We start from the raw sequence: 23,990 nt of genomic DNA, 5'->3' as shown, positions 1-23,990 counted from the left end.
CGGACAGGAACCGCCTGTTTTTCCCGCCCGCAATCGCGCGGGCGGGATGGTATGATGACGCCTGACTTAACGGTGACAGGGGCGTGACGGCGTGGACTACAGACAGCAGATCCTCAACATTTTGCATAGCGAAAGCGAATCTCGGGCGGAGATGACCCGGCGGCTCGGCGTCACTAAAGCCTACATTACCAAGCTCACCGCCCGGCTGCTGGAAGAGCAATTAATCGAAGAGCGGGAAGTAAAAGACGCCGCTTTTGGCCGCCCGCAGCAGTGCCTATCCGTTAAAGAAGGCAATGCCTGGAGCGTGAATATCATGCTGCGTCGCGGCAGTTTCCAGGGCACGCTCAACGATTACCATACGCTGAAAGCGCCGTTAGCCAGCCATCAGTTCAGCCTCCCGGAGCAAATGACCCCGGATACGCTGGCGCAGTTTATTGCCGATGGCCTGCAGGCGTTATGCCAGCAGGCTTCGTTGAAAACGGCGCAAATCAAGGTAGTCAGCGTGGCGCTGCAGGGCGGTATTGAACATACCACCGGCGTGGTGCGCTACTGTCCGTTATTCGCCGACAACAACATTAACCTGCTGGCGCTGCTGGAACAGCGCCTCGGCATCCCTACCCGCATCTACAACATCGCCCACTGCACCAATTACCTGCTGGCGAAACGCTCGCCGGGGATCTCATACGTGGCGTTTATGCCCGGCTTCGGCAGCCTCGGTTACGGCTACTGTACCAATGGCGTTCCGGGATTGGGCGAAAACGGTTTTTATCCGGAAATCGTCCATTTACCTTACGATGGCGGGCTGGAGCCGGCGTTTAACGTCGATCCGACGAATAAAACCCCCGGTATTCAGGCGACCGCCCGCGCGCTTTATTTTGCCATCTGCTGTACCGCGCCTATTCACAATATTCGTCTGGTCATTGCCACCGGTGAGCTATTCGAAGATTACGGCGATGATATTCTGCCGCTGGCGCAGCAGATGCTGGATGACAACCCGAACCGTCATATTCGCGAGATTAAAATACGCCACTACAAAACCGGGCATAACTACGGCTGGCGAGGGCTTGTGCAGCTGAGCTCCGACGCGATTACCGCGCAACTGGCGTAAATAAGCCGGGTCAGACGCTAGCCTGCCCCGGCGCGAATGCCATGCCACTGATATCATTATTTAATGACCAAGGGCGCCGCTTACCAGTATTGAGGTAATGATTCCTGTCGCCGCGGCGATCAGCACGTAATTGCCATCGATATAAGACCAGTGATGGCCCTCCGGCGGGCGCGGCAGGCCACGCTCGTTCCAGTTACTGACGCGATATTCATCACCGCGATAACGCGCCGGCGCCGGATGGCCTTTACGGAAATCGTTCCCCCTCCAGGCGAAATGATCCTGCTCATGGCGTTCCTGGCGACGATCGTCATGACCGCTACGCTCCGGGCCGCGGTGGTCATTGTTGTCCTGATGGTTATCGCCAGGACCGCCCGGCTGGCGGCGTCCGTTTTGGTCGCCCTGTTTCGGGCCATTCTGCCATACCTGCTGTTGCCCCGGACGATGGTCATCATTTGGGCCATCGGCAAAAGCCTGAGCGCTCAGCACGCAGGATAAAATAACCGCCAGAGAAATAATCTTTTTCATAGTACACCTCCTGATATATTTCTTTTTTTACCCTGCAAATGTGGAGAAATAGTGATTAGCAAGCTATCCAGGACTATTCCTGGCTAAATCAGGAAGGCAGCAAACAATAAATTCAGCGAGCGCCAGACGTAAAAAAGGCCGCTTGCGCGGCCATTTTATTCTCAGTGAGTCCGTTTTACTCAGAGACTTTATTCTTTAACTCTTCAGCGCCTTGCTTGGTTTTATCCCAGCCTTTCTCGCTGACTTCTTTGGTCTTATCCCAACCTTTGCTGGCGCCTTCTTTAGTGGCGTTCCAGCCTTTCTCGGTGCCTTCTTTGGTCTTATCCCAACCCTTCTCGGCGCCTTCTTTGGTTTTGTTCCAGGTTTTCTGCGTGCCTTCACTTACCTGGCTGCCGACGCTATCGCTTTTCCCTTCAGCAGCATGTTTGGACTTGAGCTTCATCTCTTCGCCCTGATTCTGCGCCTGGTGCAGTTTTTCTTTCGCCGTGTTGGCATTCTCATGCGCTGCGGCCACGGTGTCATCGGTTGCATGTGTAGTGGTTGCTGCGAATACCGGAGAAGCGACCAGAATAGCGGATAGTGCAATCATTGCTTTTTTCATATTTTTCCTCTCTTAACGCGTGCTTTATGTTACGAGTCACATTCAGCATGGCATAAGCTCCTGCGCTTGGCATTAGGAAAAGTTCTTAAAACTGCCTCATCGCTATTCCGTCGTTTTAGTGATCGAGATAAAGATAGCTTTCCCAGCTTTTCATGCGGATGAGGATCTTTCTTATCAGCGACAGGTGCTCAAAATGCTGCGAATAGACGGCGGCTTCGACGTCCGCACCCTGCGGCAGCTGATAATTTGCCAGACGATCGTCGGTCACTTTTAATACCACCAGCGCTCGACCGCGCGCCGCCAGATCGTTGGCCGTCAGCAACGTTCCCTGCCCCTGAAACTGGCTTTCGCCAATCGCCGGCAGCACTTCCGCTACCTGCGCTTTAAACACGGTTCCGGGAATAGAGGGGAACAGCAATTCAGCCTGTTCACCTTTTTGCAAACGCTGCAGCGCGTTTTGGCGGAATGCGGCGACGTATTCACGTGAATTCACATTATCCGTTGGCACAAACGTCATCACCGGCTTCAACCCCAACGCGGTGGACATGGTCCCAGGACGCAGACCGACGGTACTGACGTAGCCGTCAGACGGCGCACGCACCACCGTGTTATCGAGCTTAAATTGCGCCTCACGCAGCTGCGCCAGCAGCGAAGCAACTTTGGTGTTCTCGCCGTGCACCACCGAATTGAGATCGTTACGCGCCTGTACGACCTTTGCCCGGGCGGCGTCAACCGCCGCCTGCGTCGCTTTCCAGTTCTGGCGACGCGTATCGACCATCTGATCGGAAAAGGCCCCTTTATCATGACCTGCCTGGAAGCGGGCGTATTCACGCTGGGCCCGGTCGCGCTCGGCGACCGCTTTGCTTAAATCAGCCTGCGCGCTGGTTAACCCCGCATCCAGCGACAACGCATCCTGGCTGGCCGCTTTCACCTGAGCGGTCAGGTCGTCGACTTTCGCCTGGAACGGGGTTGGGTCGATGGTGAACAAGATGTCGCCTTCATGCAGCATCTGATTTGGTTTCACCGGCACGCTGGTGACTCGACCGCGGGTTTGCGAAACAATGGGCACCGTGCGATAAACCTGCTTCCCGACTTCGCTATAGGGGAAGTTATAATTCATACCGAGGATTAACATGCCAATCAGTATCACGCCACCTAATACCGCAGTGGGAACCGTCCATTTATTTAATGGAATACGGAATACTTTAAATATCACGATACACAAGGCGGCATAACACAGCAGTAATAACGTTTCCATTATTTACCCTCCTGATTGACGGCGCTATTTTTCAGACGGTTTAATTCCGCCTGCATCGCATCCAGACGCTGATGTAAATCGTGCTGGTCGGTCTTTAACTGCTGCATTCCCCAGCCGCGGTCTTCTCGCCACAGCGTGGCCCAGATCCACAGCAGCGGCCACAGCACGTGCAGGGTGAACAAGCTCACCCAGCCAGCGTAATGAATCGCATCCTGGTGCGGATGATTTCTTTTTTTGGCTATTTCATAAGGAATATCGTGGATCACGATAATTCCATAAAATAAAATCAGCACCACCGTAATCAGGATGGCTAAAGCAATATAATCCAGGGTCATAAAATAACTCCAGAATGTGTGACGTATTTCACATTCACTTTATACAGGCGTCAGCAAGCCGGGCATAACCGCCCTGATAACTGACCATATTAATCAGAATTTATCCGGTATTTTTCGGTCGATAGAAATGAGTTGACCTTTTTTCACCGTGATATAACCGCCTTCTTTTAACGCCGCTAAAACCTGATAAACATAGCTGCGCGAAAGATTGGTCCGTTTAATAATAAAAGCGGACAGGCTTTCACGTTTTCCACTATCGATCTCGTTACGGTACAGATAACGCGATAACATCGATTTTATGGTCTGAAAACCGGACAGGTTGCCGCGCTCGTTGTGCGCATCGAGAGCAAAAATGCCCATGTAGGCCAGAATGGTCGTCAGTTCTTTCATATACTCCGGCGAAGAGTAAAAGAAGATACGCTCGAAATCCTCCACGCTGATTCTGGCAAAACGACAGCGGTCGAGGCATTGATATAGCAGCTCTACCGCCGGGCAGTAATACTCAAGCAGGCCCAGCGGCATATGCTCAATCACAATACCCAACAGGTTGTCAGGGTCGTTGACTGCGAGGGTGATTTGCCCGGACAGCAGAAAGTAAATGAACCCATCCTGCGGCTGAAAACGCTCGCCGGCGGCGCACTCGACGTTTTCGCTACAGGCGATGACGTGCGGGAGATGCGCATTTAACTGCAGCTTCTGGTAGCACGCATGAATACGACCAAAACTGCTATTCAACTTCCCCGTATCCATTGCCGAACTTTCCCGTATCACCGACGTCATCAAATATATATAAGGCAAAGCGAGGGGAAAAGTCCACAGCTGGAGTTTTGGCGTAAAGATATGTGTGGCAAGACTATTTCGCCTCTCCACGATGCAATAAATCAGCATATACAGCCGTTAAAATCCCGCCGGGGCGAAATTGCTTTTTTATCCACTGCGTCACCTGGCCGGTGGCGGCATGCTGCGTCGCCAGCAGCATGCCGGAATCCTGACGCGGATTGTGGATCTGACGGATCACCAACAGTTTCTCAGCTATCGCTTCGTTCACCATATAGTCAGGTAAAAAACCGATCCCCTCACCGAGGATCTGACACTGGCATTTAGTATTGAAGTCAGGGACCAGGATCGCCTCCTGACCATGCAGCAGCCAACCGACCTTTTTATTGATCGTGCTGGCGGTGTCCTCAACCATGATATTGGGATAGAGGCGTAACTGGCTTTCCGAAATAGGTTCGGGCATAAACGCCAGCGGATGATCCGGGGCAATGGCAAACACCCAGCGGATCGCGCCGATCTCGGTGTAATCAATACCTCCGCCGTCGAGCAGCGTGTCCGGCGCGCCGATAGCAATATTCGCCTGGTTATTGATGATCGAATCCCAAACGCCGTTGTATACCTCGGTGGTAACGGTTATCTGGCAGGTGGGAAACTGTTTTTTCAGCACCTGCAGCAGGCGGGCGGTATGGCGCGGCGTGTATAGCAGTTGATTAATGCAGATGCGCACCCGCGCTTCGATGCCTTGCGAGATAGTATCTATGCTGCGCTTTATCGCATGGAAATCATTAAGCAGATCGGTAGCCTTGCGAAACAGATAGTAGCCGGATTCCGTCAGTTCAATGCTGCGGGTGTTGCGGGTAAACAGCACTACGTCCAGTCCGGCTTCCATCCGTTTGATGGTATAGCTGATGGCTGAGGTGGTTAACCCCAGCTCGTCGGCCGCCTTGCTGAAGCTGCCAAAACGCGCCGCGGTGGTGAATGCCAGCAGATTTTCTTCAGTAAAAATCGAGTTCATGCGCCCTTCCCGCCTCAGCTAAACCATACCTGAGCTGAATGTATTGGTTACTGTGGCGAGGGGCAATCATTTTTGAACAATGCTTAATACCCGTCGCGACTTCAGGCACGCTACTTACTGGTCGCCTCGCTGAGTTTGCGCCCGCTATATTCTGAAATAAAGCCGACACAATTTCCCGCCAGAAATCCCAACAGCGTCACCGTCCAGTTCAAACCGGTGGCGAAAAAGAGCGTCATGCCGAGGAAACCGCCGGGAATAAACGAGGTTAGCGTAAAGCGCCCCTGCCAGACGATGACTGCCGAAAACGGCACCGTGGTAATGACGCTTGCCCAGAATCCCGACATACCGCTGGCTGAGGCGAGAGCGCTAGCGGCCAGCGCCGCCAGCCACGCCCACACCGCTCCGGAATAGTTAACGCACAGGCTTTTGACAAAGCCGGATTGGCCTCCCCCTGCCGCATAGAAACTACAGAAGGCCACGAAGCCGATGGTTCCCAATAATTCCCAACCATGCTGCAGCCCAACGTGCGAGGAAATCAGCTGCCAAACGCCTGCGCAAATACCGACGGTGATCCCCGTAGCGGTGAGTCCGTTCATCTCTTTCCCCTCTGAAAAATAGATCGATGACATTGCTTTCTGACGGTAACTATATCGAAAGAAAACCCGATTGCGTTAAGGGGTATAATTGTAAAGAAGTAAACATTGCTCTGCCGCACAGTCTGCATCAATTATTGAAATTTATTCAATAATCCACCGGATTATGGCGAATAAAATTTAAGCGGGTTCTTTTATCTATTTCTGGTTGCTATGCTCAAGCCATCAAGAAAGTCTCAGCCGCAACAACAGGAGCAAGATGATGGCCACGGAAAATATTATTGCTGACTATCTTTTGGCTGCAGAGCAGGGAAATATCGCGAAACTAAAAGCCTGCCTCGCAAGCGGTGTCGATATTAATGCCAGTAATCGCCAGGGGCGAACCGCTATTACCCTCGCCAGCCTGAATAAACATTATGCTTGTGTCTCTGTTCTTATTGCTGCTGGCGCCGATATTAATAAGCAGGACCAGACCTGTTTTAACCCGTTTTTAATCAGCTGTCTGAATAACGACGTCGAACTACTGCGCTTAATTTTACCGGCAAAACCCGACCTCGAACGATTAACGCGTTTCGGCGGCGTAGGCCTGACGCCGGCCTGTGAAAAAGGTCATCTTGAAATCGTAAAAATATTGCTGGCGGAAACTGACATTAACGTTAACCACACCAATTTCGTTGGCTGGACGCCGCTGCTGGAAGCGATTGTCTTAAACGACGGCGGCGCGACGCAGCAGGATATCGTCAAACTGCTGCTGGAGCACGGCGCCAACCCGCATATGACCGATAAGTATGGTAAATCTCCGCTGGAGCTGGCATGGGATAAGGGATTCAGTGAAATCGCTCACCTGCTGGTCGCCGCCGGAGCCTGAGTAAGGAGAATCGCCATAAACACCTCCTTGCGGCGGTGTGTGCAAGCGCTAACTGCGGATAAGAGCTTTCTCGCGCAGCGCGGCGGCGGACGGGTTGGAGAGGTTTTCGCCCATGCGGTGAACCTGCTAACCCCGGGCAAACCAGGTCTTGTGACGCTGCTGTGTGAAACCTCTGACAATGCGCCTAATAGCTGTAGGTTAGCACTCACCCACTTTGACAACCTGCTCCGGCCAGGGGAAAGCGTCCGGTTTACCGATTCAGGGATTTACGTTGGCGATAATACATGGATAGACATCTACCGTTGTGAGCACTGGCAAACGCCGCGGGCGGTATTAAACGCGGCAACATTTAACCAGATAGCCTGGCGACGATGGCATGACATTATCGTTACGCAGTTACATGAGGATGACACGTTATTTCTCTATCGCGGCGACAATCCCTTTTATCACGCGATGCGTCATGAACTCCAGCAGCGACGGGAAACCTTATTTAAAGCACTTGGCGAAAATAAAAATATCGGCGCCGCCGTGGCGCACATGATCGGATTAGGCATTGGCCTGACGCCATCGGCGGATGATTATTTGCTAGGCCTGAGCGTTATTTTATTCATAAAGGGACACCCGGCTAATCAATACCGGGAAGCATTTATAACCGCGCTGCAGAGCGCCCGACAAAATACTACGCCGCTCAGCGCGATAACGCTGGAGGCAGCGATAAACCAACGTTATCGCGAAAGTATCGCCGTGTTGATTAATCTGATGGTTAATCAATCGACAACCTTTTCTATTGAGGCTATTGCCGATATTAAAAATATTGGCTCAAGTTCCGGCAGCGACATGCTATTGGGCATGGCGGATGCCTGCGCGCTGAGCCAAACGTATGGAGGGAATAATGTCAGTTAAAATAGTGGTGAAGAAGAATACCTATTTTGATTCCGTCTCATTAATGTCGATTTCCACCCGCGCTAATAAGCTCGATGGCGTAGAGCAGGCATTTGTGGCGATGGCGACGGAAATGAACAAAGGGGTGCTGAATAACCTGGGACTGCTGACGCCGGAGCTGGAAGCAGCGAAAAACGGCGACCTGATGATTGTTATCAAGGGCAAAGACGGCGCCGATAGTGAACAGATACTCGGTGAAATAGAAGCGCTGTTCAGCAAAAAGGCCGACAGCGGCCAGCACGAAGCGCGCTACGCCACCCTCGCCAGCGCCAAAAAACATCTTCCGCAAAGTAACCTCGCGATTATCTCGGTCAACGGTCTGTTTGCCGTTCGCGAAGCGCGCCAGGCGCTGCAAAACGAACTTAACGTGATGCTGTTTTCCGATAACGTCTCTATTGACGACGAACTGGCGCTGAAACAGCTGGCCCACGAAAAAGGGTTATTGATGATGGGGCCAGACTGCGGCACCGCCATTATTAACGGCGCGGCGCTGTGCTTCGGTAACGCGGTTCGCCGCGGCAACATCGGTATTATCGGCGCCTCTGGTACCGGTAGCCAGGAGCTGAGCGTCCGTATCCATGATTTCGGCGGCGGGATCTCACAGTTAATCGGTACCGGCGGTCGCGATCTGAGTGAGAAAATCGGCGGCCTGATGATGCTCGACGCTATTCAGATGCTGGAAGCCGATCCGCAAACGGAAATCATCGTCCTTGTTTCTAAACCACCGGCTCCAGCGGTGGCGAAAAAAGTGCTCGAACGCGCTCGCGCCTGCCGTAAACCGGTAGTGGCGTGCTTCCTTGGCCGCGCCGAGCCTCCCGCCGATGAGCAAGGTCTGCAGTTCGCCCGCGGCACTAAAGACGCGGCGCTGAAGGCTGTCCTGCTGAGCGGTATTAAGCAGGAAAATCTCGATTTACATCCGCTGAACCAGGCGCTGATTGCTGACGTTCGCGCGCAGCTCACGCCACGGCAAAAGTATATTCGCGGCCTGTTCTGCGGCGGTACCCTGTGCGATGAAACCATGTTCGCGGTACTGGAAAAACACGCGGATGTTTATAGCAACATTCAGCCGGATCCGGCCTATCGTCTGAGCGATATCAATCGCAGCATCAAGCACACTTTCCTCGATTTCGGCGATGACGACTTCACCAACGGTAAGCCGCACCCGATGATCGACCCGACCAACCGCATCAGCCGCCTGCTACAGGAAGCGCGCGATCCCGAAGTGGCGGTCATCGTCATGGACTTCGTGCTGGGCTTCGGATCGCATGAAGATCCGGTGGGTTCGACGATCGCGGCGATCAAAGAGGCCAAAGCCATTGCCGCCGCCGATGGGCGCCCATTGACGATCCTCGCTTACGTGTTAGGTACCGACATCGATACGCCGTCGCTGGAGCAACAGCGCCAGATGCTACTTGACGCTGGCGTCATTCTGGCCAGCAGCAGCACCAATACCGGTTTGCTGGCGCGTGAATTTATCTGCAAAGGGGAGCAAGCCTGATGAGCCAGTCGCTATTTAACCAGCCGTTGAACGTAATTAACGTCGGTATCGCCATGTTCAGCGACGATTTGAAAAAGCAGCATACCGCCGTCACCCAGCTCGACTGGACGCCGCCGGGCCAGGGCAATATGCAGGTGGTCGAGGCGTTGGATCGCATCGCCGACTCGCCGCTGGCGGATAAAATCGCCGCCGCCAACCAGCAGGCGCTGGAGCGTATTATTCAATCGCACCCGGTGCTGATCGGCTTTGATCAGGCTATTAACGTCGTGCCGGGCATGACGCCAAAAACTATTCTGCACGCCGGCCCGCCGGTGGAATGGCAAAACATGTGCGGCGCCATGAAAGGCGCGGTCACCGGCGCGCTGGTCTTTGAAGGGCTGGCAAAAGATCTGGATGAAGCGGCCGAGCTTGCCGCCTCCGGTGAAATTACCTTCTCACCCTGTCACGAACACGACTGCGTGGGTTCGATGGCGGGCGTGACGTCAGCGTCGATGTTCATGCACATCGTCGAGAACAAAACCTACGGCAATATCGCTTATACCAATATGAGCGAACAGATGGCCAAGATTTTACGCATGGGCGCCAACGATCAAAGCGTTATCGATCGCCTGAACTGGATGCGCGACGTGCAGGGCCCCATGCTGCGCGACGCCATGAAGATCATCGGCGAAATCGATCTGCGCTTAATGCTGGCGCAGGCGCTACACATGGGCGATGAGTGCCATAACCGCAACAACGCCGGCACCACCCTGCTGATTCAGGCGCTCACGCCGGGGATTATTCAGGCCGGTTATCCGGTAGCGCAGCAGCGCGAGGTGTTTGAATTTGTCGCCAGCAGCGATTACTTCTCCGGCCCGACGTGGATGGCGATGTGCAAAGCGGCGATGGACGCGGCCCACGGCATTGAATACAGCACCGTAGTCACCACCATGGCGCGCAACGGCGTCGAGTTCGGACTGCGGGTCAGCGGCCTGCCGGGACAATGGTTTACCGGCCCGGCCCAGCAGGTGATAGGCCCGATGTTCGCTGGTTTTAAACCAGAAGACTCCGGCCTCGATATCGGCGACAGCGCCATTACTGAAACCTATGGCATCGGCGGTTTCGCCATGGCGACGGCGCCGGCTATCGTCGCGCTGGTCGGTGGAACGGTAGAAGAAGCGGTCGATTTCTCTCGCCAGATGCGTGAAATCACCCTTGGCGAAAACCCGAACGTCACCATTCCGCTGCTCGGCTTTATGGGGATCCCGACCGCGATCGACATCACCCGCGTCGGCAGCAGCGGTATTTTACCGGTGATCAACACCGCCATCGCCCATAAAGACGCCGGGATCGGCATGATTGGCGCCGGTATCGTCCATCCGCCGTTCGCCTGTTTCGAAAAAGCGATCCTCCGCTGGTGCGATCGTTACGACGTTTAACGTTGTAGCCCGGGCGAGGCGTTTGCGCCGACCCCGGGAAATCCCCGGCAGCCCTACGCCTGGCCGGGCGACTACCACGACCACACAATAACAATAACTACATCACCTTATGTAGCGGAAGCCAGATATGAAAGAACTTATCGTCGTTGCCATTGGCGGCAACAGCATTATCAAAGATAACGCCAGCCAGTCGATCGAGCATCAGGCCGAGGCGGTCAAAGCGGTGGCCAGTACGGTGCTGGAGATGCTGGCATCGGACTATAACGTGGTGCTAACCCACGGTAACGGCCCGCAGGTTGGGCTGGATTTACGCCGCTCGGAGATAGCCCACGAACGAGAAGGTCTGCCGCTGACGCCGCTGGCTAACTGCGTCGCCGATACCCAGGGCGGCATCGGCTACCTCATTCAGCAGGCGCTGAATAACCGCCTTGCCCAGAGCGGCGAGCAAAAGGCGGTCACCGTCGTCACCCAGGTTGAAGTGGATAAAAACGATCCCGGCTTTACCCATCCGACCAAGCCTATCGGCGCGTTCTTTAGCGAAAGCCAGCGCGATGAACTACAACAGGCGCATCCTGAGTGGCGCTTTGTGGAAGATTCGGGCCGCGGCTATCGCCGGGTGGTCGCCTCGCCGGAGCCGAAACGCATTGTCGAAGCGGAAGCTATTAAAGCGCTGACCCGGCAAGGCTTTGTGGTGATCGGCGCCGGCGGCGGCGGGATCCCGGTGGTGCGCAGCCCGCAGGGCGACTACCAGAGCGTGGATGCGGTGATCGACAAAGATCTCTCAACCGCCCTGCTGGCCCGCGAAATTGATGCTGATATTCTGGTGATCACCACCGGGGTGGAGAAAGTGTGCGTGAATTTCGGCAAGCCTAATCAGCAGGCATTGGGTCGCGTCGGTATCGACGAGATGAGCCGCTATATGCAAGAAGGGCATTTCCCGGCAGGCAGTATGCTGCCAAAAATCGTCGCCAGCCTCACGTTCCTGCAACACGGCGGCAAACGGGTGATCATCACCACGCCGGAATGTCTGCCAGCCGCGCTACGTGGCGAAACGGGAACCCATATTGTGCATGACTGACACAAAAGGAAGAAAGAATGAATAAAGACAATAGCCGTCGCGAATTTCTTACCCAAAGCGGCAAGATGGTCACCGCCGCCGCGCTGCTGGCAGCGGGCGCGCCGGCGGCGTATGCCGCGGGAAGCCAATCGTCCGCGGCCACCTGCGATAATAAAGGCGCGGCCAACGTCGCCGATAAACATTACTACCTTGATAACGTGCTGCTGGAAAGCGGCTTCGAATATGAAAACGGCGTGGTGGTTCACACCCGGACCGAACGGCAAACGCTGGAAATAAAAGACGGCAAAATCGTCGCCCTGCGCAGCAATAATAGCCATCCGGATGCCACGCTGCCGCGCTACGATGCGGGCGGCAAACTGATGCTGCCCGCCATGCGCGACATGCATATCCATCTGGACAAAACGTTTTACGGCGGCCCGTGGCGCTCGCTTAACCGCCCGGCGGGCACCACCATTCAGGATATGATCAAGCTTGAGCAGAAACTGCTGCCGGAACTCCAGCCTTATACTCAGGCGCACGCCGAGAAGCTTATCGACCTGATCCAGTCCAAAGGCTCCACTATCGCCCGCAGCCACTGCAACATTGAGCCGGTGTCCGGGCTGAAGAACCTTGAGAATCTGCAGGAAGTGCTGGCGCGGCGTAAACCAGGCTTCGATTGCGAAATCGTCGCTTTTCCGCAGCACGGGCTGCTGCTGTCGAAATCGGAATCACTGGTTCGCGAAGCGATGCAGGCCGGCGCCCATTATGTCGGCGGTCTCGATCCGACTAATGTCGATGGCGCGATGGAGAAATCGCTCGATACCATGTTCCAGATTGCGCTGGATTACGACAAAGGGGTGGATATTCACCTGCATGAAACCAGCCCGGCGGGCGTGGCGGCGGTGAACTATATGGTGGAAACCGTGGAGAAGACCCCGGCGCTGAAAGGCAAGCTGACCATCAGCCACGCTTTTGCGCTGGCGACGCTGAACGAGCAGCAGGTCGATGCCATCGCGATCCGCATGGCGGCGCAGCAAATCACCATCGCCTCCACCGTGCCGATCGGCACTCTGCACATGCCGCTCAAGCAACTGCGCGAAAAAGGCGTCTTCGTGATGACCGGTACCGATAGCGTGATTGACCACTGGTCGCCCTACGGACTGGGCGACATGCTTGAGAAAGCCAATCTCTACGCCCAGCTGTATATCCGCCCCAATGAGCAGACCCTGTCGCGCGCGCTGGCCATCGCCACCGGCGACGTGCTGCCGCTGAATGACAAAGGCGAGCGCGTATGGCCAAAAGCACAGGACGACGCCAGCTTTGTGCTGGTCGATGCCTCCTGCTCCGCCGAAGCCGTGGCGCGAATTTCGCCGCGTACCGCCACCTTCCATAACGGTAAGATGGTCTGGGGCAGCGTCGGAGCCTGATGCCAGCGTCATGTAAAAAACCCCGGCAAGCCGGGGTTTTGTCATTTACCAAACACGATTACTTCTGCGGACGCATGGCCGGGAACAGGATAACGTCGCGGATGGTGTGGCTGTTGGTAAACAGCATCACCATGCGGTCGATACCGATACCCAGGCCGGCGGTCGGCGGCAGGCCGTACTCCAGCGCGGTGACGTAGTCTTCGTCATAGAACATCGCTTCGTCATCGCCCGCCGCTTTGGCGTTGACCTGATCCTGGAAACGCTGCGCCTGATCTTCCGCATCGTTCAACTCGCTGAAACCGTTACCGATTTCGCGGCCGCCGATGAAGAACTCGAAGCGGTCGGTGATTTCCGGGTTCACGTCGTTACGGCGGGCCAGCGGAGAAACTTCCGCCGGATATTCGGTGATGAAGGTCGGCTGGATCAGATGCGCTTCCGCCACTTCATCAAAGATCTCCGTGACGATACGTCCCAGACCCCAGCTTTTCTCTACCTGAATACCGATAGATTCCGCCAGCGCTTTCGCCGCGTCGAAGTTATCCAGATCCGCCATGTTGGTTTCCGGACGGTGTTTCTTGATGGCTTCACGCATGGTCAGTTTTTCAAACGGTTTGCCGAAGTCAAACACCTGGTCGCCATACGGCACTTCGGTTTTGCCCAGCACCGTCTGCGCCAGAGTGCGGAACAGCGACTCGGTCAGTTCGATCAGGTCTTTGTAATCCGCATACGCCATATACAGTTCCATCATGGTGAACTCTGGGTTATGACGTACGGAGATCCCTTCGTTACGGAAGTTACGGTTGATTTCGAAGACGCGTTCGAAGCCGCCAACCACCAGACGTTTCAGATACAGTTCCGGCGCGATACGCAGGTACATATCCAGATCCAGCGCGTTGTGATGGGTGATGAACGGACGGGCGGAAGCGCCGCCTGGGATCACCTGCATCATCGGGGTTTCGACTTCCATAAAGCCGCGGGCAACCATGAACTGACGCATGGTGGCGAGGATCTGCGAACGGATACGGAACGTATGACGCGACTCTTCGTTGGCGATCAGATCCAGATAACGCTGGCGATAGCGGACTTCCTGATCCTGCAGGCCGTGGAATTTATCCGGCAGCGGGCGCAGGGCTTTGGTCAGCAGACGCAGCTCGGTGCAGTGAATGGATAGTTCGCCGGTTTGCGTTTTGAACAGCTTGCCGCGGGCGGCGATGATATCGCCGAGATCCCATTTTTTAAACTGTTCGTTGTAGACGCCTTCCGGCAGGTCATCGCGCGCGACGTACAGCTGAATGCGGCCGCCGACGTCCTGAAGGGTAACGAAAGAGGCTTTACCCATGATGCGGCGGGTCATCATACGGCCAGCAACAGAGACTTCAACGTTCAGGGAAGCGAGTTCATCGTTATCCTTCGCATCGAATTCAGCGTGCAATTGGTCAGAGGTATGATCGCGACGGAAATCGTTCGGGAAAGCGACGCCCTGCTCACGCAGCGCAGCCAATTTTTCGCGACGAGTTTTCAGTTCATTATTAAGGTCAATTGCCTCATCGGCACCTTGTGCTTGTTGTTCAGACATGTTGGTTCCTCATAACCCTGCTTTCAAACTAGCTTCGATAAATTGAACCAGGTCACCATTCAGCGCGGCCTGTCTCTGGTAACACACCAGAGAACAATCTTAACGACTCTGGATTCACTACAAGCTGATCTCACTCAGCTATGGCTTCACTAACGGTATTTTTTATCGTTGGCTTCCGCGCCTGCCAGAATATCCACCTCCTGCTCACTTGGCTGTTGAGTTAATGTCCCCGGTCGCGCTGCGCTGGCCGGTGCTGCAAATCGCGGCAAAGGCGACAATGACAATCACCGCTACGCAGCCGATAGTCCATTCACCCATCTGCGAGAAGAAATGCTGATAGGCGGCAATCGCCGTGTCGCTGATTTGCGATTCGGTGGTTTGCTGCGCCACCACCCCGGCCAGCCAGTTGGCGACCGCGCCGGTGGCCAACATATAAATGCCGGTTAATACGCCGGTGACGCCGGGCATGTTCAGACGGGTTATCTGCGCCATCGCCACCGGGTCAATAAACAGTTCGGCAAAGCCCATCATTGCCAGCCCGGCGACCATCATGCCCATCGAGGCCTGACCATCAGCCGCGCCGTGGCGGGCATTCAGCGCCAGCAGCATAAATCCACCGCCCATCAGCAGCAGGCCGAAAGCAAATTTCAGCCACACTTTTAACACCGAGCGGGTTCGCCCTTCCGGGCGGATAAGCCACGCCAGGATCACGCCGGCGGCCATCACCGCCACCGCGTTAACCGACTGGAACAGCGCGGTCGGTACTTCAATATTGAACAGCCGGCGATCAACAAAGTGGTCGATAAACAGGCTAATCGAGCTGCCGCCCTGCTGCGCCAGCACCCAGAACAGCGTTCCGGTCAACATCAGCAGAACGATTTGCCACAGCGCGCGGCGGTGCTGCGGCGATTTGATCATGATCCGCGCCACCATTTGCGCGGCGAACAGGCAGACAATCGCCAGCAGATAACCGGACCAGTTGTTTTCTAACAGCAAGGTGAAGAAGACCGGCGCCAGGCACAGCATCACCACCAGCCAGCCCCAGGTCGGCAACACGAATTTCACCGCGCGCAGCGCCTGTTTGTCGACGCCGCGGGTGTCGCGGAAGTAGCGGCTGCCGCTTAAGAAAATCATCAGGCCGATAAACATGCCGATCCCCGCCAGCGCAAAGCCGATATGCCAGCCGTACCACTGCGCCGCCAGCCCGCAGGCAATGGGGGCGGCTATCGAACCGACGTTACCGGCGGCATACAGCAGCGAGAAACCGCCATCGCGACGATGGTCGTCAGCGGCGTACAGTTCGCCGAGCAGGCAGCTGATATTGGATTTGAACAGACCATAGCCGCAGATAATGATCGCCAGCGCCAGATAGAGGCTCCAGGTGGAATCAGATTCGACGCCCAGCACCACGTGGCCGAGGGTCATCAACAACGCCCCGGCAATCACCGCCGTGCGGTTGCCGAGCAGGCGGTCGGCAAGCCAGCCGCCGAGAATGGGGGTTACGTAAACTAAAGATGCGTAGGCGCTGAACAGACTGATGGCGTGGCTATCGTCAAAGCCAAGTTGGTGGGTGAGATAAAGGATGAGTAAGGCGCGCATGCCGTAAAAGCTGAAGTACTCCCAGATCTGGATCGCTACGATGTAGTAAATCGCGCGCGGCTGTGAGGGTGTTTTCATAGGTTCTCCTTGCAGCGTGAAAAAAGGGAAGTGGCAAGCCACTTCCCTTGTGTGCGTCTATTACTTGTTGTTTTCTTCTTTCAGCACTTTAACGGTGTAACGACCATCCGCCTGACGATATGCGCCGTGGATATCGGTTTCGAAGCCCGGGTAGTGAGCGCCGATTTCGCACAGCATCTGCAGGAATTCCAGTACCGGGCGGCTTTCTTCGGTGATCATCTCACCAGGCATAACCAGCGGTACTCCCGGAGGATACGGCAGGATCATGTTGGCGTTGACGCGGCCTACCATCTCTTCGAGGTAAACTTCTTCAGTCTGACCGTGCAGCTCTTTCTGGAACGCGGCATACGGGGTCATCACCATGGATGGCAGCACTTCGAATGCGCGGAACATCAGGTCCGGCAGGTTGTGATGCTCAACCAGTTTATGAATGTTCTGCGCCAGGTCCTGAATACGCATGTTTTCATAGAATTCAGGATCTTCACGGTACAGAGACGGCAGCATGTTTTTCACCCGCAGGTTCAGGTCGAACGCGCGTTTGAAGTCGGTCAGCGCACGCAGCAGGCTCAGCGCTTTTGTCTTATCGATACCGATGCTGAACAGGAACAGCAGGTTGTACGGACCGGTTTTCTCAACCACGATGCCGTGTTCGTCGAGATATTTCGCCACGATGCTTGCCGGAATACCGAAATCATCCATGGTGCCGTCTTTCTTCATCCCCGGAGTCAGCAGCGTGACTTTGATCGGGTCGAGGTACATGTGCTCGTTATCGATGTTTTTGAAACCGTGCCATGCGCTATCGGAACGCAGCGGCCAGCATTCAGCGCCATCGATATGTTCCGGCTGCCATACATCGAAGAACCAGCCTTCAGACTCGCCTTTCAGACGTTTGATCTCTTTACGGAACTTGATCGAACGTTCGATAGAACCGTCGATCAGGCGTTTACCGGCGTTACCGCGCATCATCGCCGCCGCGGTTTCGGTGGAAGCCACGATACCGTAATGCGGAGAAGTGGTGGTGTGCATCATGTAGGCTTCGTTGAAGGTTTCTTCGTTAACGTCGCCTTTCACGTGGATCATCGAAGCCTGAGAGAATGCCGCCAGCAGTTTATGCGTGGACTGGGTTTCGTAGATCACTTTCCCTTCAACGCGGCCGCCGCTCATCCCGCATTTGCCTTCATAGATCGGCGAGAAGTTGGTGTAAGGCACCCATGCGGAGTCAAAGTGGATGGATTTCACATCCAGGGTTTTCTTGATGAAGTCGGTGTTATACAGCAGACCATCATAGGTTGAGTTGGTGATAACCGCGTGTACCGGCCAGGTCGCATTCGGCGTCTCTTTCACACGCTTGGCGATAGTCGCGTGCTGGAATTCGCTCTGCGGGATACCGCCGAGGATACCGTAGGCGTTACGGGTCGGACGGAAGTAGATCGGCGTAATGTCGCTCATCATCATCAGGTGAGTCAGCGATTTGTGGCAGTTACGGTCAATCAGCACGGTGCTGCCGGCAGGCGCGGAGTACATACCGACGATTTTGTTAGCGGTTGATGTACCGTTGGTCACCATGTAGCTGCGTTCAGCGTTGAAGACGCGAGCGATATACTCTTCCGCTTCTTTGTGCGGGCCGCTGTGGTCGAGCAGTGAACCCAGTTCAGAAACCGAAATGGAGATATCGGATTTCATGGTGTTGGAACCAAAGAAATCATAGAAGATGCTGCCTACCGGGCTTTTCTGGAACGCGGTACCGCCCATGTGGCCTGGGGTACAGAAGGTGTATTTGCCTTCACGTACATATTTGAACAGCGCTTTGGTCAGCGGCGGCAGAATGGTGTCGATGTATTCGTCAGTGTTCTGTTTGATTTTGTTCGCGATATCTTCAGCGGCGCCCAGCGCATATTCGAAGAAGCGAACCTGCATGCGCAGATCGTTGAGGCTAACGTCCAGAGTGGAGTAGGTGTTAGCGAAAGCGTACAGCGGCATGTACTCGTTCATTTTGCTGATTTCTTCGCACAGTTCGAGATTGTATTTATCCCAGTCGAAGATCACGCCGCACAGACGAGAGTTGTTTTCGATAAGTTTTAATAAGTCGTCACGGTCGTTCGGGTAGACAATACGGAAGTCCAGGCGTTCGAGAGCACGATGCAGTTCACGGATGGGTTCTTCTTTGAAGTAAACACCCATGTGATTCATGATTGCAATAACGTTCATAGTCAAATCTCCAGATGTAGAAAGCCCCTCCCGTCTCGATGTGACAGGTGATGGAAGGAGCCTCAGGAAAAAGGGTTACTGATTAGTGCGCGTTAGCGGGGCTGTTGTTATCCGTTGCGTTGTTCTGCTGGCGCTGGTGCATTTTGCGACCGTAGAACATCAGGATAATCAGGCTAACGATAAAGGTGCCGGCCAGTTCGAAGGAGCTTGCGCCCATCAGCGCGATGAAGCAGAACACGCAACCCAGTACCGAACAAATCAGGCTAACGAAGTTGCGGATGTTGATGCCTTCGAAACGAATCAGGTCAACACAGGAGTAGAAGTAAGGCAGCATGGTCAGCAGTACCGCGATACCGGTCAGCTCGCCGAACAGATCAGATGCTTTACCACCGGCGGAGTTCATCAGGGTAATCAGCACCATCAGCGCGGTCATTTTCACCGCGGCCAGCAGCAGGCCTTTTTTCGGGATACCGTTGCTATCGACTTCGCCATACACTTTCGGGAAGTTACCGTCGTTGGCGGCACGTACACCGGCCTGGCCAACCAGCATCATCCACGAGCCCAGAGAAGTCAGGCAAGCGAAGGCGGTGAAAGCGGAAACCATCGGAGCAGCCCAGCCGCCGAGAATGGTAGAGGCGCTAATTGCGAACGGCGCACCGGACGCGGCCATCTGAGAAGCAGGATACATACCGGCGATAACCTGAGTCGCGGCGATATAGACGATACCGGCCATCGCCGTACCCAGCATGGTTGCCAGCGGTACGGTACGTTTCGGGTTTTTCACCATCCCGGTACTCACTGCGGCGGATTCTACGCCAACGAAGGCCCACAGGCAGAGCAGGATACTTTTGATGACCGCGTGGCTATCAGTGGTGCTGGAGGTGTTCCAGTTCGCCTGATAGGTTGCCGCGTCAAACCAATGCCAGCCGACGACCGCTGTCATTACCACCGGAATAAGCACCAGTACCAGACCAATAGTGGTCAGACGGCTTACCCAGGTCCCGCCGAGCATATTAACGAAAGTAAAGATCCACACGATGGCAATACAGGCAATACCTGCTGGCACCGGGTTATTTAAAATTGGGAAGAACGTAGAGAGATAAGAGACGGCGGTAATACCGATTGCCAGGTTACCAATCCAGTTTGCATGATAATAAAGGACGCCGGTCTGGAAACCGAAGGCCGGAGAAATTTCCCCTGCGTAAGCAATTGGACCACCCTGCTGCGGGTTCTTGGTCGCCAGTCGGGCATAAACATAAGCCAAAGACATCGCGCCAATAATAGAAATCACCCAACCCCAAATGGCAATACCACCGATGCTGGCGAGGTTCGCAGGTAATAGTGCAATACCGCTCCCCATCATATTACCGGCGACTACGCCGGTACAGGCAAATAGCCCGATCTTCTTGGCAGAACTCATGGTTGTTTTTCTCCTAAGTTTATTTGGGAGGTACAGATCATGATATAGAACCATTTATTGACCCGACCAACTGCCAACAAGATTACTGATTCGTACGAGATAAATCCTAAAGATAAAGTGAAATAACTACAAACATCAGACAAATGATATTTTGACCTTTTTCGATTAACATATAAACATGACATGTTGATATCAAAAAAAGATAAACATCGCCTACTTACAAAGAGTTAGACGTGCATACTGGTGTTGAAATTGTGTTACCAGGCAGGAAAATAACGCTTATTTCAGGTAACAATCAGAGTGCTCATGAGATACATAAATTTAACCTCATCATACTCAAAACCATGAGCATGATGAGGGTTTACTTATTCTGAAGCGAGGAAATTGTCGAGATATGGTACTACGCGGGTGACGGAGGTCTGGAATACTCCGTTTTCAATCCAGTACAAGGTGTTTTCGCCAGGGCGTAAATTAAACGCCGTCAGGTAGGCATCGGCAGCTTCGCGGTTCTGTCCTTTCATCTCATAGACTTTACCGAGCAGCACGTAATTCATCCACGACATTTCTAAATCAATGCCTGTGTTGATAGCGCTGTACGCCTCATCTATTTTCCCTTTGCCTAACATATCTACCGTTTTTATCTGGTAGAAGATCGCCATATCTTTAATGCCGGGCATTTCACCCACTTTTTCAACCTCGGCATACAGCGTCGCTAATTGTTTTTCATCCAACGGCTGCTGCGAATGACGTAATACATCCACCAGCGCTTTTTCGGCGTAAGCATAAATAAAGTCCGGCGATTGTTTAATGACGTCATCGAGTATATCGCTGGCTTTACCTAATGAATCGACATCACCTTTCATTAACAGCTGATGGGCCTGATAAAGACGGGTTAATGAAGGGCTTTGCGCGGGTTGATACTGTTTCAGCATCGCTTTCATGCGATCCGGCCACGGCTGCATTAGCGCGGTTGACAGACTATCCAGCAGGTCATTCTGAATGGTGAGCTGGTTATCCATGGTAATAAAGTAGCGTTTATCGAGCATCGTCGAGCCGTCGGCGTTATCGACCAGTTGCACCGACATAAAGCACTGCTGGGCGCGATAGTGGCGCTGATTAACGAATTCGATGGTCAACGTTTTACCCGAACTGCTGGGCTCGTTGATGTTGTAGTTGGTTTTATCGTGGACCATAAAGGTCGAGAAAGTGTTGAGCGAGGTGGTTACCAGGCTGCCCAACCCTACCGCATAGGCATGCTGCGATGCCCAGTTGTTGCATGAACTGCCGTTTACCAGGTGTATGTCGATATCGCGCGGGTTTAGCAGCAGGCGAGTTTTGGTTTCCGGCGGCCGCGATTCTATCGACGACAAGGCGACTAACGCGACGCAACTGCCCAACGCCAGCAGGAACAGCGTCCACACCCAGAAGGTGGTGATCCGTTTACGTTTTTCCGGCACTGCCGCCGCCGCAGGCGAGGCAGATGAAGGAGAAATAGTCGGTGGCGACGTTTCAGGAACGGTGACAGGGGCTACTGGCGGGACAACCGGCGCCAACTCTTCGCCCTCTTCCGTACACCAAATTACCGGGACCGTCAGCTTGTAACCGCGTTTGGGCACCGTCGCAATATATTCCATGCTGCCGTCATCGCCGTCTTTCAGTGACTTACGCAACTCGGAAATACTCTGGGTGACGACATGGCTGGTCACCACGTTGCGCGTCCAGACGTGATCGATAAGCTCGTCCCGGCTAAGTACCTCGCCAGGATGTTGAGCAAAGTAGACCAGAAGATCGATTAAACGCGGTTCGAGAGTAAGCTGACGTCCGTTCCGGCTAATTTGGTTTACAGAAGGAGTAACGAGCCATTCCCCAACGCGAACAACAGGTTGTTGCATAAAAAAACCCCAGGACGAAAAGGGAAAGGCGCGATAATACCACATTTCGCCTACCTAATTATGCGGGTGGTCAATACCCCACACGTTTGGCATACGCTACCCCCTTTATATACAAATCAGTTAACAGTCTATGAACATCGTTGTCATTTAATCCAAAATAGCCAGGGTCTATGCTGCGTCCATCAAGTCGTTAAGGAGACGCATTATGTTATTCGACCACTATTCTTTGCCGGCCCTACCGTTAAACAACCGTATCGTGATGCCGCCGATGACGCGTTCCCGCGCCGGGGCCGGTGACGTTGCTACCGATCAGATGGCGGAGTATTACGCCCAACGCGCCAGCGCCGGTTTAATTATCAGCGAAGGCACGCAGATTAGCCAACAGGGACAGGGTTATGCCTGGACGCCTGGCATCTATAATGAAGCGCAGATCGCCGGCTGGAAAAAAGTCACCGCCGCGGTACACCAGGCGGGAGGCAAAATTTTTGCCCAGCTCTGGCACGTAGGGCGTGTCTCCCATACCGTACTGCAGCCGGGTAATGCCGCACCGGTTTCTTCATCTGCAATTCAGGCTGAAGGAGTGAAGGTCTTTGTCGATGTCGAAGGACGCGGTCCGGAAAACGGCGTTGGTGAAATGGTGCAGCACTCGATGCCGCGCGCCCTGACTCGCGAAGAGATCCCGGCTATCATCGAACAATATGCACAGGCCGCGCGTAACGCTATTGCCGCCGGTTTTGATGGCGTTGAGCTACACGGTGCGAATGGCTATCTGATCAATCAGTTTATTGATTCTCGTGAAAACCAGCGTACCGATGAGTACGGCGGTTCGTTAACCAATCGCCTGCGTTTCCTCAAAGAAGTGGCGCAAGCCGTTGCCGATGCGATTGGTAAAGAGAAACTGGGCATCCGCCTGGCGCCGCTGACCACCTTGATGGGGTCGAAAGATGATACGCCGGAAGCCACCTATCTGGCGGCGGCCAGCGTCCTCAATGATATCGGCATCGCCTATATCCATATCGCCGAAGCCGACTGGGATGATGCGCCAGTGATGCCCGCTGCCTTTAAAGAAGCGCTACGACAGGTGTTCCGCGGCACAATGATTTATTCGGGGAAATACACCGTAGAACGTGCCGAAGAAGCGCTGGCCAAAGGCTGGGCCGACCTGATTGGTTTTGGTCGCCCGTTTATCGCCAACCCGGATCTGCCGTATCGTCTGCAGCACAACCTGCCGCTCAATCAGCCAATCAGAGAGCAGTTTTTCGGCGGTGGTAAAGAGGGCTACCTCGACTACCCTACCGTCGACGCGAAGTAAACAGGATATATCGCTTCACAGTACTTAAATAAAAAACCCGGCAGCGCGGTGGCATGCCGGGTTAAAAATCAGACTTTCGACGTTTATATATAATTAATCAACGTGATTAATTATTTATACACTTCCGCCGTTGCTTCAAAGTTCGGCCCGTGTTCGCGCGCCGCGGTAATAATGTAATATTTACCGCCCTTCTCATCTGCCAGCTTAGAAAGCTGATCGTGAAGATCAGAAGGTGAAGAGAATTGCCCGCCAGACGGCCCCACAGAAATACTGCCCACGTGAGTCAGTTTGAAATGCGAAGCTTCTTCTTTAGTAATTAATTGCGCAGCAGAGGCGCCAAAGGCAACAGCAGAAAGAGCTAAAGCGACTAATACCTTTTTCATCCTACATTCTCCTTGGATTGAGCCTAATTGAGGCTCTTTTAGTATAGACACTAGATTAATAAGCGCGCTATTTATCGGATTATTTTTCACCGGCCACCGC

Annotated in this window: 21 protein-coding genes; 8 read left to right on the top strand and 13 right to left on the bottom strand. The window is 54.2% G+C overall.

Going from position 1 to position 23,990, the window contains the following annotated elements:
- Nucleotides 1-91 precede the first annotated feature (91 nt).
- Nucleotides 92-1,108: an ROK family protein gene (locus tag PGQ95_RS04205; protein WP_430917046.1), complete on the top strand. Its 1,017-nt coding sequence runs from the start codon at nt 92-94 to the stop codon at nt 1,106-1,108.
- Nucleotides 1,109-1,168: 60 nt separating this feature from the next.
- Here the strand turns inward: PGQ95_RS04205 and PGQ95_RS04200 are convergent, their stop codons facing one another.
- From PGQ95_RS04200 to PGQ95_RS04170, 7 genes are all read right to left on the bottom strand, one after another.
- Nucleotides 1,169-1,633: an RcnB family protein gene (locus PGQ95_RS04200; protein ID WP_430917044.1), complete on the bottom strand. Its 465-nt coding sequence runs from the start codon at nt 1,631-1,633 to the stop codon at nt 1,169-1,171.
- Between the two features lie 175 nt (nt 1,634-1,808).
- Entirely contained in the window at nt 1,809-2,234 is a 426-nt protein-coding gene (locus PGQ95_RS04195) for a hypothetical protein (protein WP_045393394.1), read from the bottom strand.
- Between the two features lie 115 nt (nt 2,235-2,349).
- On the bottom strand, nt 2,350-3,492 hold the full coding sequence (locus PGQ95_RS04190; protein ID WP_411325827.1) for an HlyD family secretion protein: 1,143 nt from the start codon (nt 3,490-3,492) through the stop codon (nt 2,350-2,352).
- The gene (locus PGQ95_RS04185) at nt 3,492-3,827 is read right to left on the bottom strand and encodes a DUF3302 domain-containing protein (RefSeq protein ID WP_430917041.1); all 336 of its coding nucleotides are present in this window, start codon (nt 3,825-3,827) and stop codon (nt 3,492-3,494) included. Before PGQ95_RS04185 ends, PGQ95_RS04190 begins: the two co-directional genes overlap by 1 nt.
- A 93-nt stretch (nt 3,828-3,920) precedes the next feature.
- Nucleotides 3,921-4,562 (bottom strand): helix-turn-helix domain-containing protein, encoded by a 642-nt coding sequence (locus PGQ95_RS04180; protein ID WP_373431804.1) that lies wholly within the window; start codon nt 4,560-4,562, stop codon nt 3,921-3,923.
- Nucleotides 4,563-4,680: 118 nt separating this feature from the next.
- Nucleotides 4,681-5,619, bottom strand: a complete 939-nt coding sequence (locus PGQ95_RS04175; RefSeq protein WP_087860313.1) for a LysR substrate-binding domain-containing protein — start codon at nt 5,617-5,619, stop codon at nt 4,681-4,683.
- Nucleotides 5,620-5,729: 110 nt separating this feature from the next.
- Nucleotides 5,730-6,215: a DUF1097 domain-containing protein gene (locus tag PGQ95_RS04170; protein WP_430917039.1), complete on the bottom strand. Its 486-nt coding sequence runs from the start codon at nt 6,213-6,215 to the stop codon at nt 5,730-5,732.
- A 259-nt stretch (nt 6,216-6,474) separates the two neighbouring features.
- On the opposite strand from PGQ95_RS04170, the gene PGQ95_RS04165 reads away from it, so the two are divergent.
- From PGQ95_RS04165 to PGQ95_RS04140, 6 genes are all read left to right on the top strand, one after another.
- The gene (locus PGQ95_RS04165) at nt 6,475-7,080 is read left to right on the top strand and encodes an ankyrin repeat domain-containing protein (RefSeq protein ID WP_430917262.1); all 606 of its coding nucleotides are present in this window, start codon (nt 6,475-6,477) and stop codon (nt 7,078-7,080) included.
- Nucleotides 7,081-7,119: 39 nt separating this feature from the next.
- Nucleotides 7,120-7,983, top strand: a complete 864-nt coding sequence (locus PGQ95_RS04160) for a DUF2877 domain-containing protein (RefSeq protein WP_430917037.1) — start codon at nt 7,120-7,122, stop codon at nt 7,981-7,983.
- A complete protein-coding gene (gene fdrA, locus PGQ95_RS04155; RefSeq protein WP_430917035.1) occupies nt 7,973-9,520 on the top strand; it encodes an acyl-CoA synthetase FdrA in 1,548 nt (515 codons plus the stop codon). Before PGQ95_RS04160 ends, fdrA begins: the two co-directional genes overlap by 11 nt.
- Nucleotides 9,520-10,938, top strand: a complete 1,419-nt coding sequence (locus tag PGQ95_RS04150; RefSeq protein ID WP_213794424.1) for a DUF1116 domain-containing protein — start codon at nt 9,520-9,522, stop codon at nt 10,936-10,938. Before fdrA ends, PGQ95_RS04150 begins: the two co-directional genes overlap by 1 nt.
- A 127-nt stretch (nt 10,939-11,065) precedes the next feature.
- Nucleotides 11,066-12,016 (top strand): carbamate kinase family protein, encoded by a 951-nt coding sequence (locus PGQ95_RS04145; protein ID WP_430917033.1) that lies wholly within the window; start codon nt 11,066-11,068, stop codon nt 12,014-12,016.
- A gap of 17 nt (nt 12,017-12,033) precedes the next feature.
- Nucleotides 12,034-13,422 (top strand): amidohydrolase family protein, encoded by a 1,389-nt coding sequence (locus PGQ95_RS04140; protein ID WP_430917031.1) that lies wholly within the window; start codon nt 12,034-12,036, stop codon nt 13,420-13,422.
- 58 nt (nt 13,423-13,480) lie between these two features.
- Here PGQ95_RS04140 and lysS read toward each other — a convergent pair whose 3' ends face one another.
- The 5 genes from lysS to cadC form a co-directional block, all read right to left on the bottom strand.
- Nucleotides 13,481-14,998, bottom strand: coding sequence for a lysine--tRNA ligase (gene lysS / locus PGQ95_RS04135; RefSeq protein ID WP_015704650.1), 1,518 nt, complete (start codon nt 14,996-14,998; stop codon nt 13,481-13,483).
- A gap of 204 nt (nt 14,999-15,202) precedes the next feature.
- Nucleotides 15,203-16,675: a dipeptide permease DtpD gene (gene dtpD / locus PGQ95_RS04130; RefSeq protein WP_015704649.1), complete on the bottom strand. Its 1,473-nt coding sequence runs from the start codon at nt 16,673-16,675 to the stop codon at nt 15,203-15,205.
- Nucleotides 16,676-16,735: 60 nt separating this feature from the next.
- Entirely contained in the window at nt 16,736-18,883 is a 2,148-nt protein-coding gene (cadA, locus tag PGQ95_RS04125; RefSeq protein WP_015367858.1) for a lysine decarboxylase CadA, read from the bottom strand.
- Between the two features lie 82 nt (nt 18,884-18,965).
- Nucleotides 18,966-20,303 (bottom strand): cadaverine/lysine antiporter, encoded by a 1,338-nt coding sequence (gene cadB / locus PGQ95_RS04120; protein ID WP_015367859.1) that lies wholly within the window; start codon nt 20,301-20,303, stop codon nt 18,966-18,968.
- A gap of 365 nt (nt 20,304-20,668) precedes the next feature.
- The gene (cadC, locus tag PGQ95_RS04115) at nt 20,669-22,195 is read right to left on the bottom strand and encodes a lysine decarboxylation/transport transcriptional activator CadC (RefSeq protein WP_087860322.1); all 1,527 of its coding nucleotides are present in this window, start codon (nt 22,193-22,195) and stop codon (nt 20,669-20,671) included.
- Nucleotides 22,196-22,400: 205 nt separating this feature from the next.
- Between cadC and PGQ95_RS04110 the strand changes: the two genes are divergently transcribed.
- Complete coding sequence (locus tag PGQ95_RS04110; RefSeq protein WP_087860323.1) at nt 22,401-23,507, top strand: alkene reductase; 1,107 nt, start codon at nt 22,401-22,403, stop codon at nt 23,505-23,507.
- 110 nt (nt 23,508-23,617) lie between these two features.
- Here the strand turns inward: PGQ95_RS04110 and PGQ95_RS04105 are convergent, their stop codons facing one another.
- Nucleotides 23,618-23,890, bottom strand: coding sequence for a DUF1471 domain-containing protein (locus PGQ95_RS04105; protein WP_015367862.1), 273 nt, complete (start codon nt 23,888-23,890; stop codon nt 23,618-23,620).
- Between the last annotated feature and the right edge of the window lie 100 nt (nt 23,891-23,990).

It is taken from the genome of Klebsiella sp. 141240 (genome assembly GCF_050600805.1).
Lineage (GTDB): Bacteria > Pseudomonadota > Gammaproteobacteria > Enterobacterales > Enterobacteriaceae > Klebsiella > Klebsiella aerogenes.
This window is presented reverse-complemented; position numbering and strand designations above follow the sequence as displayed.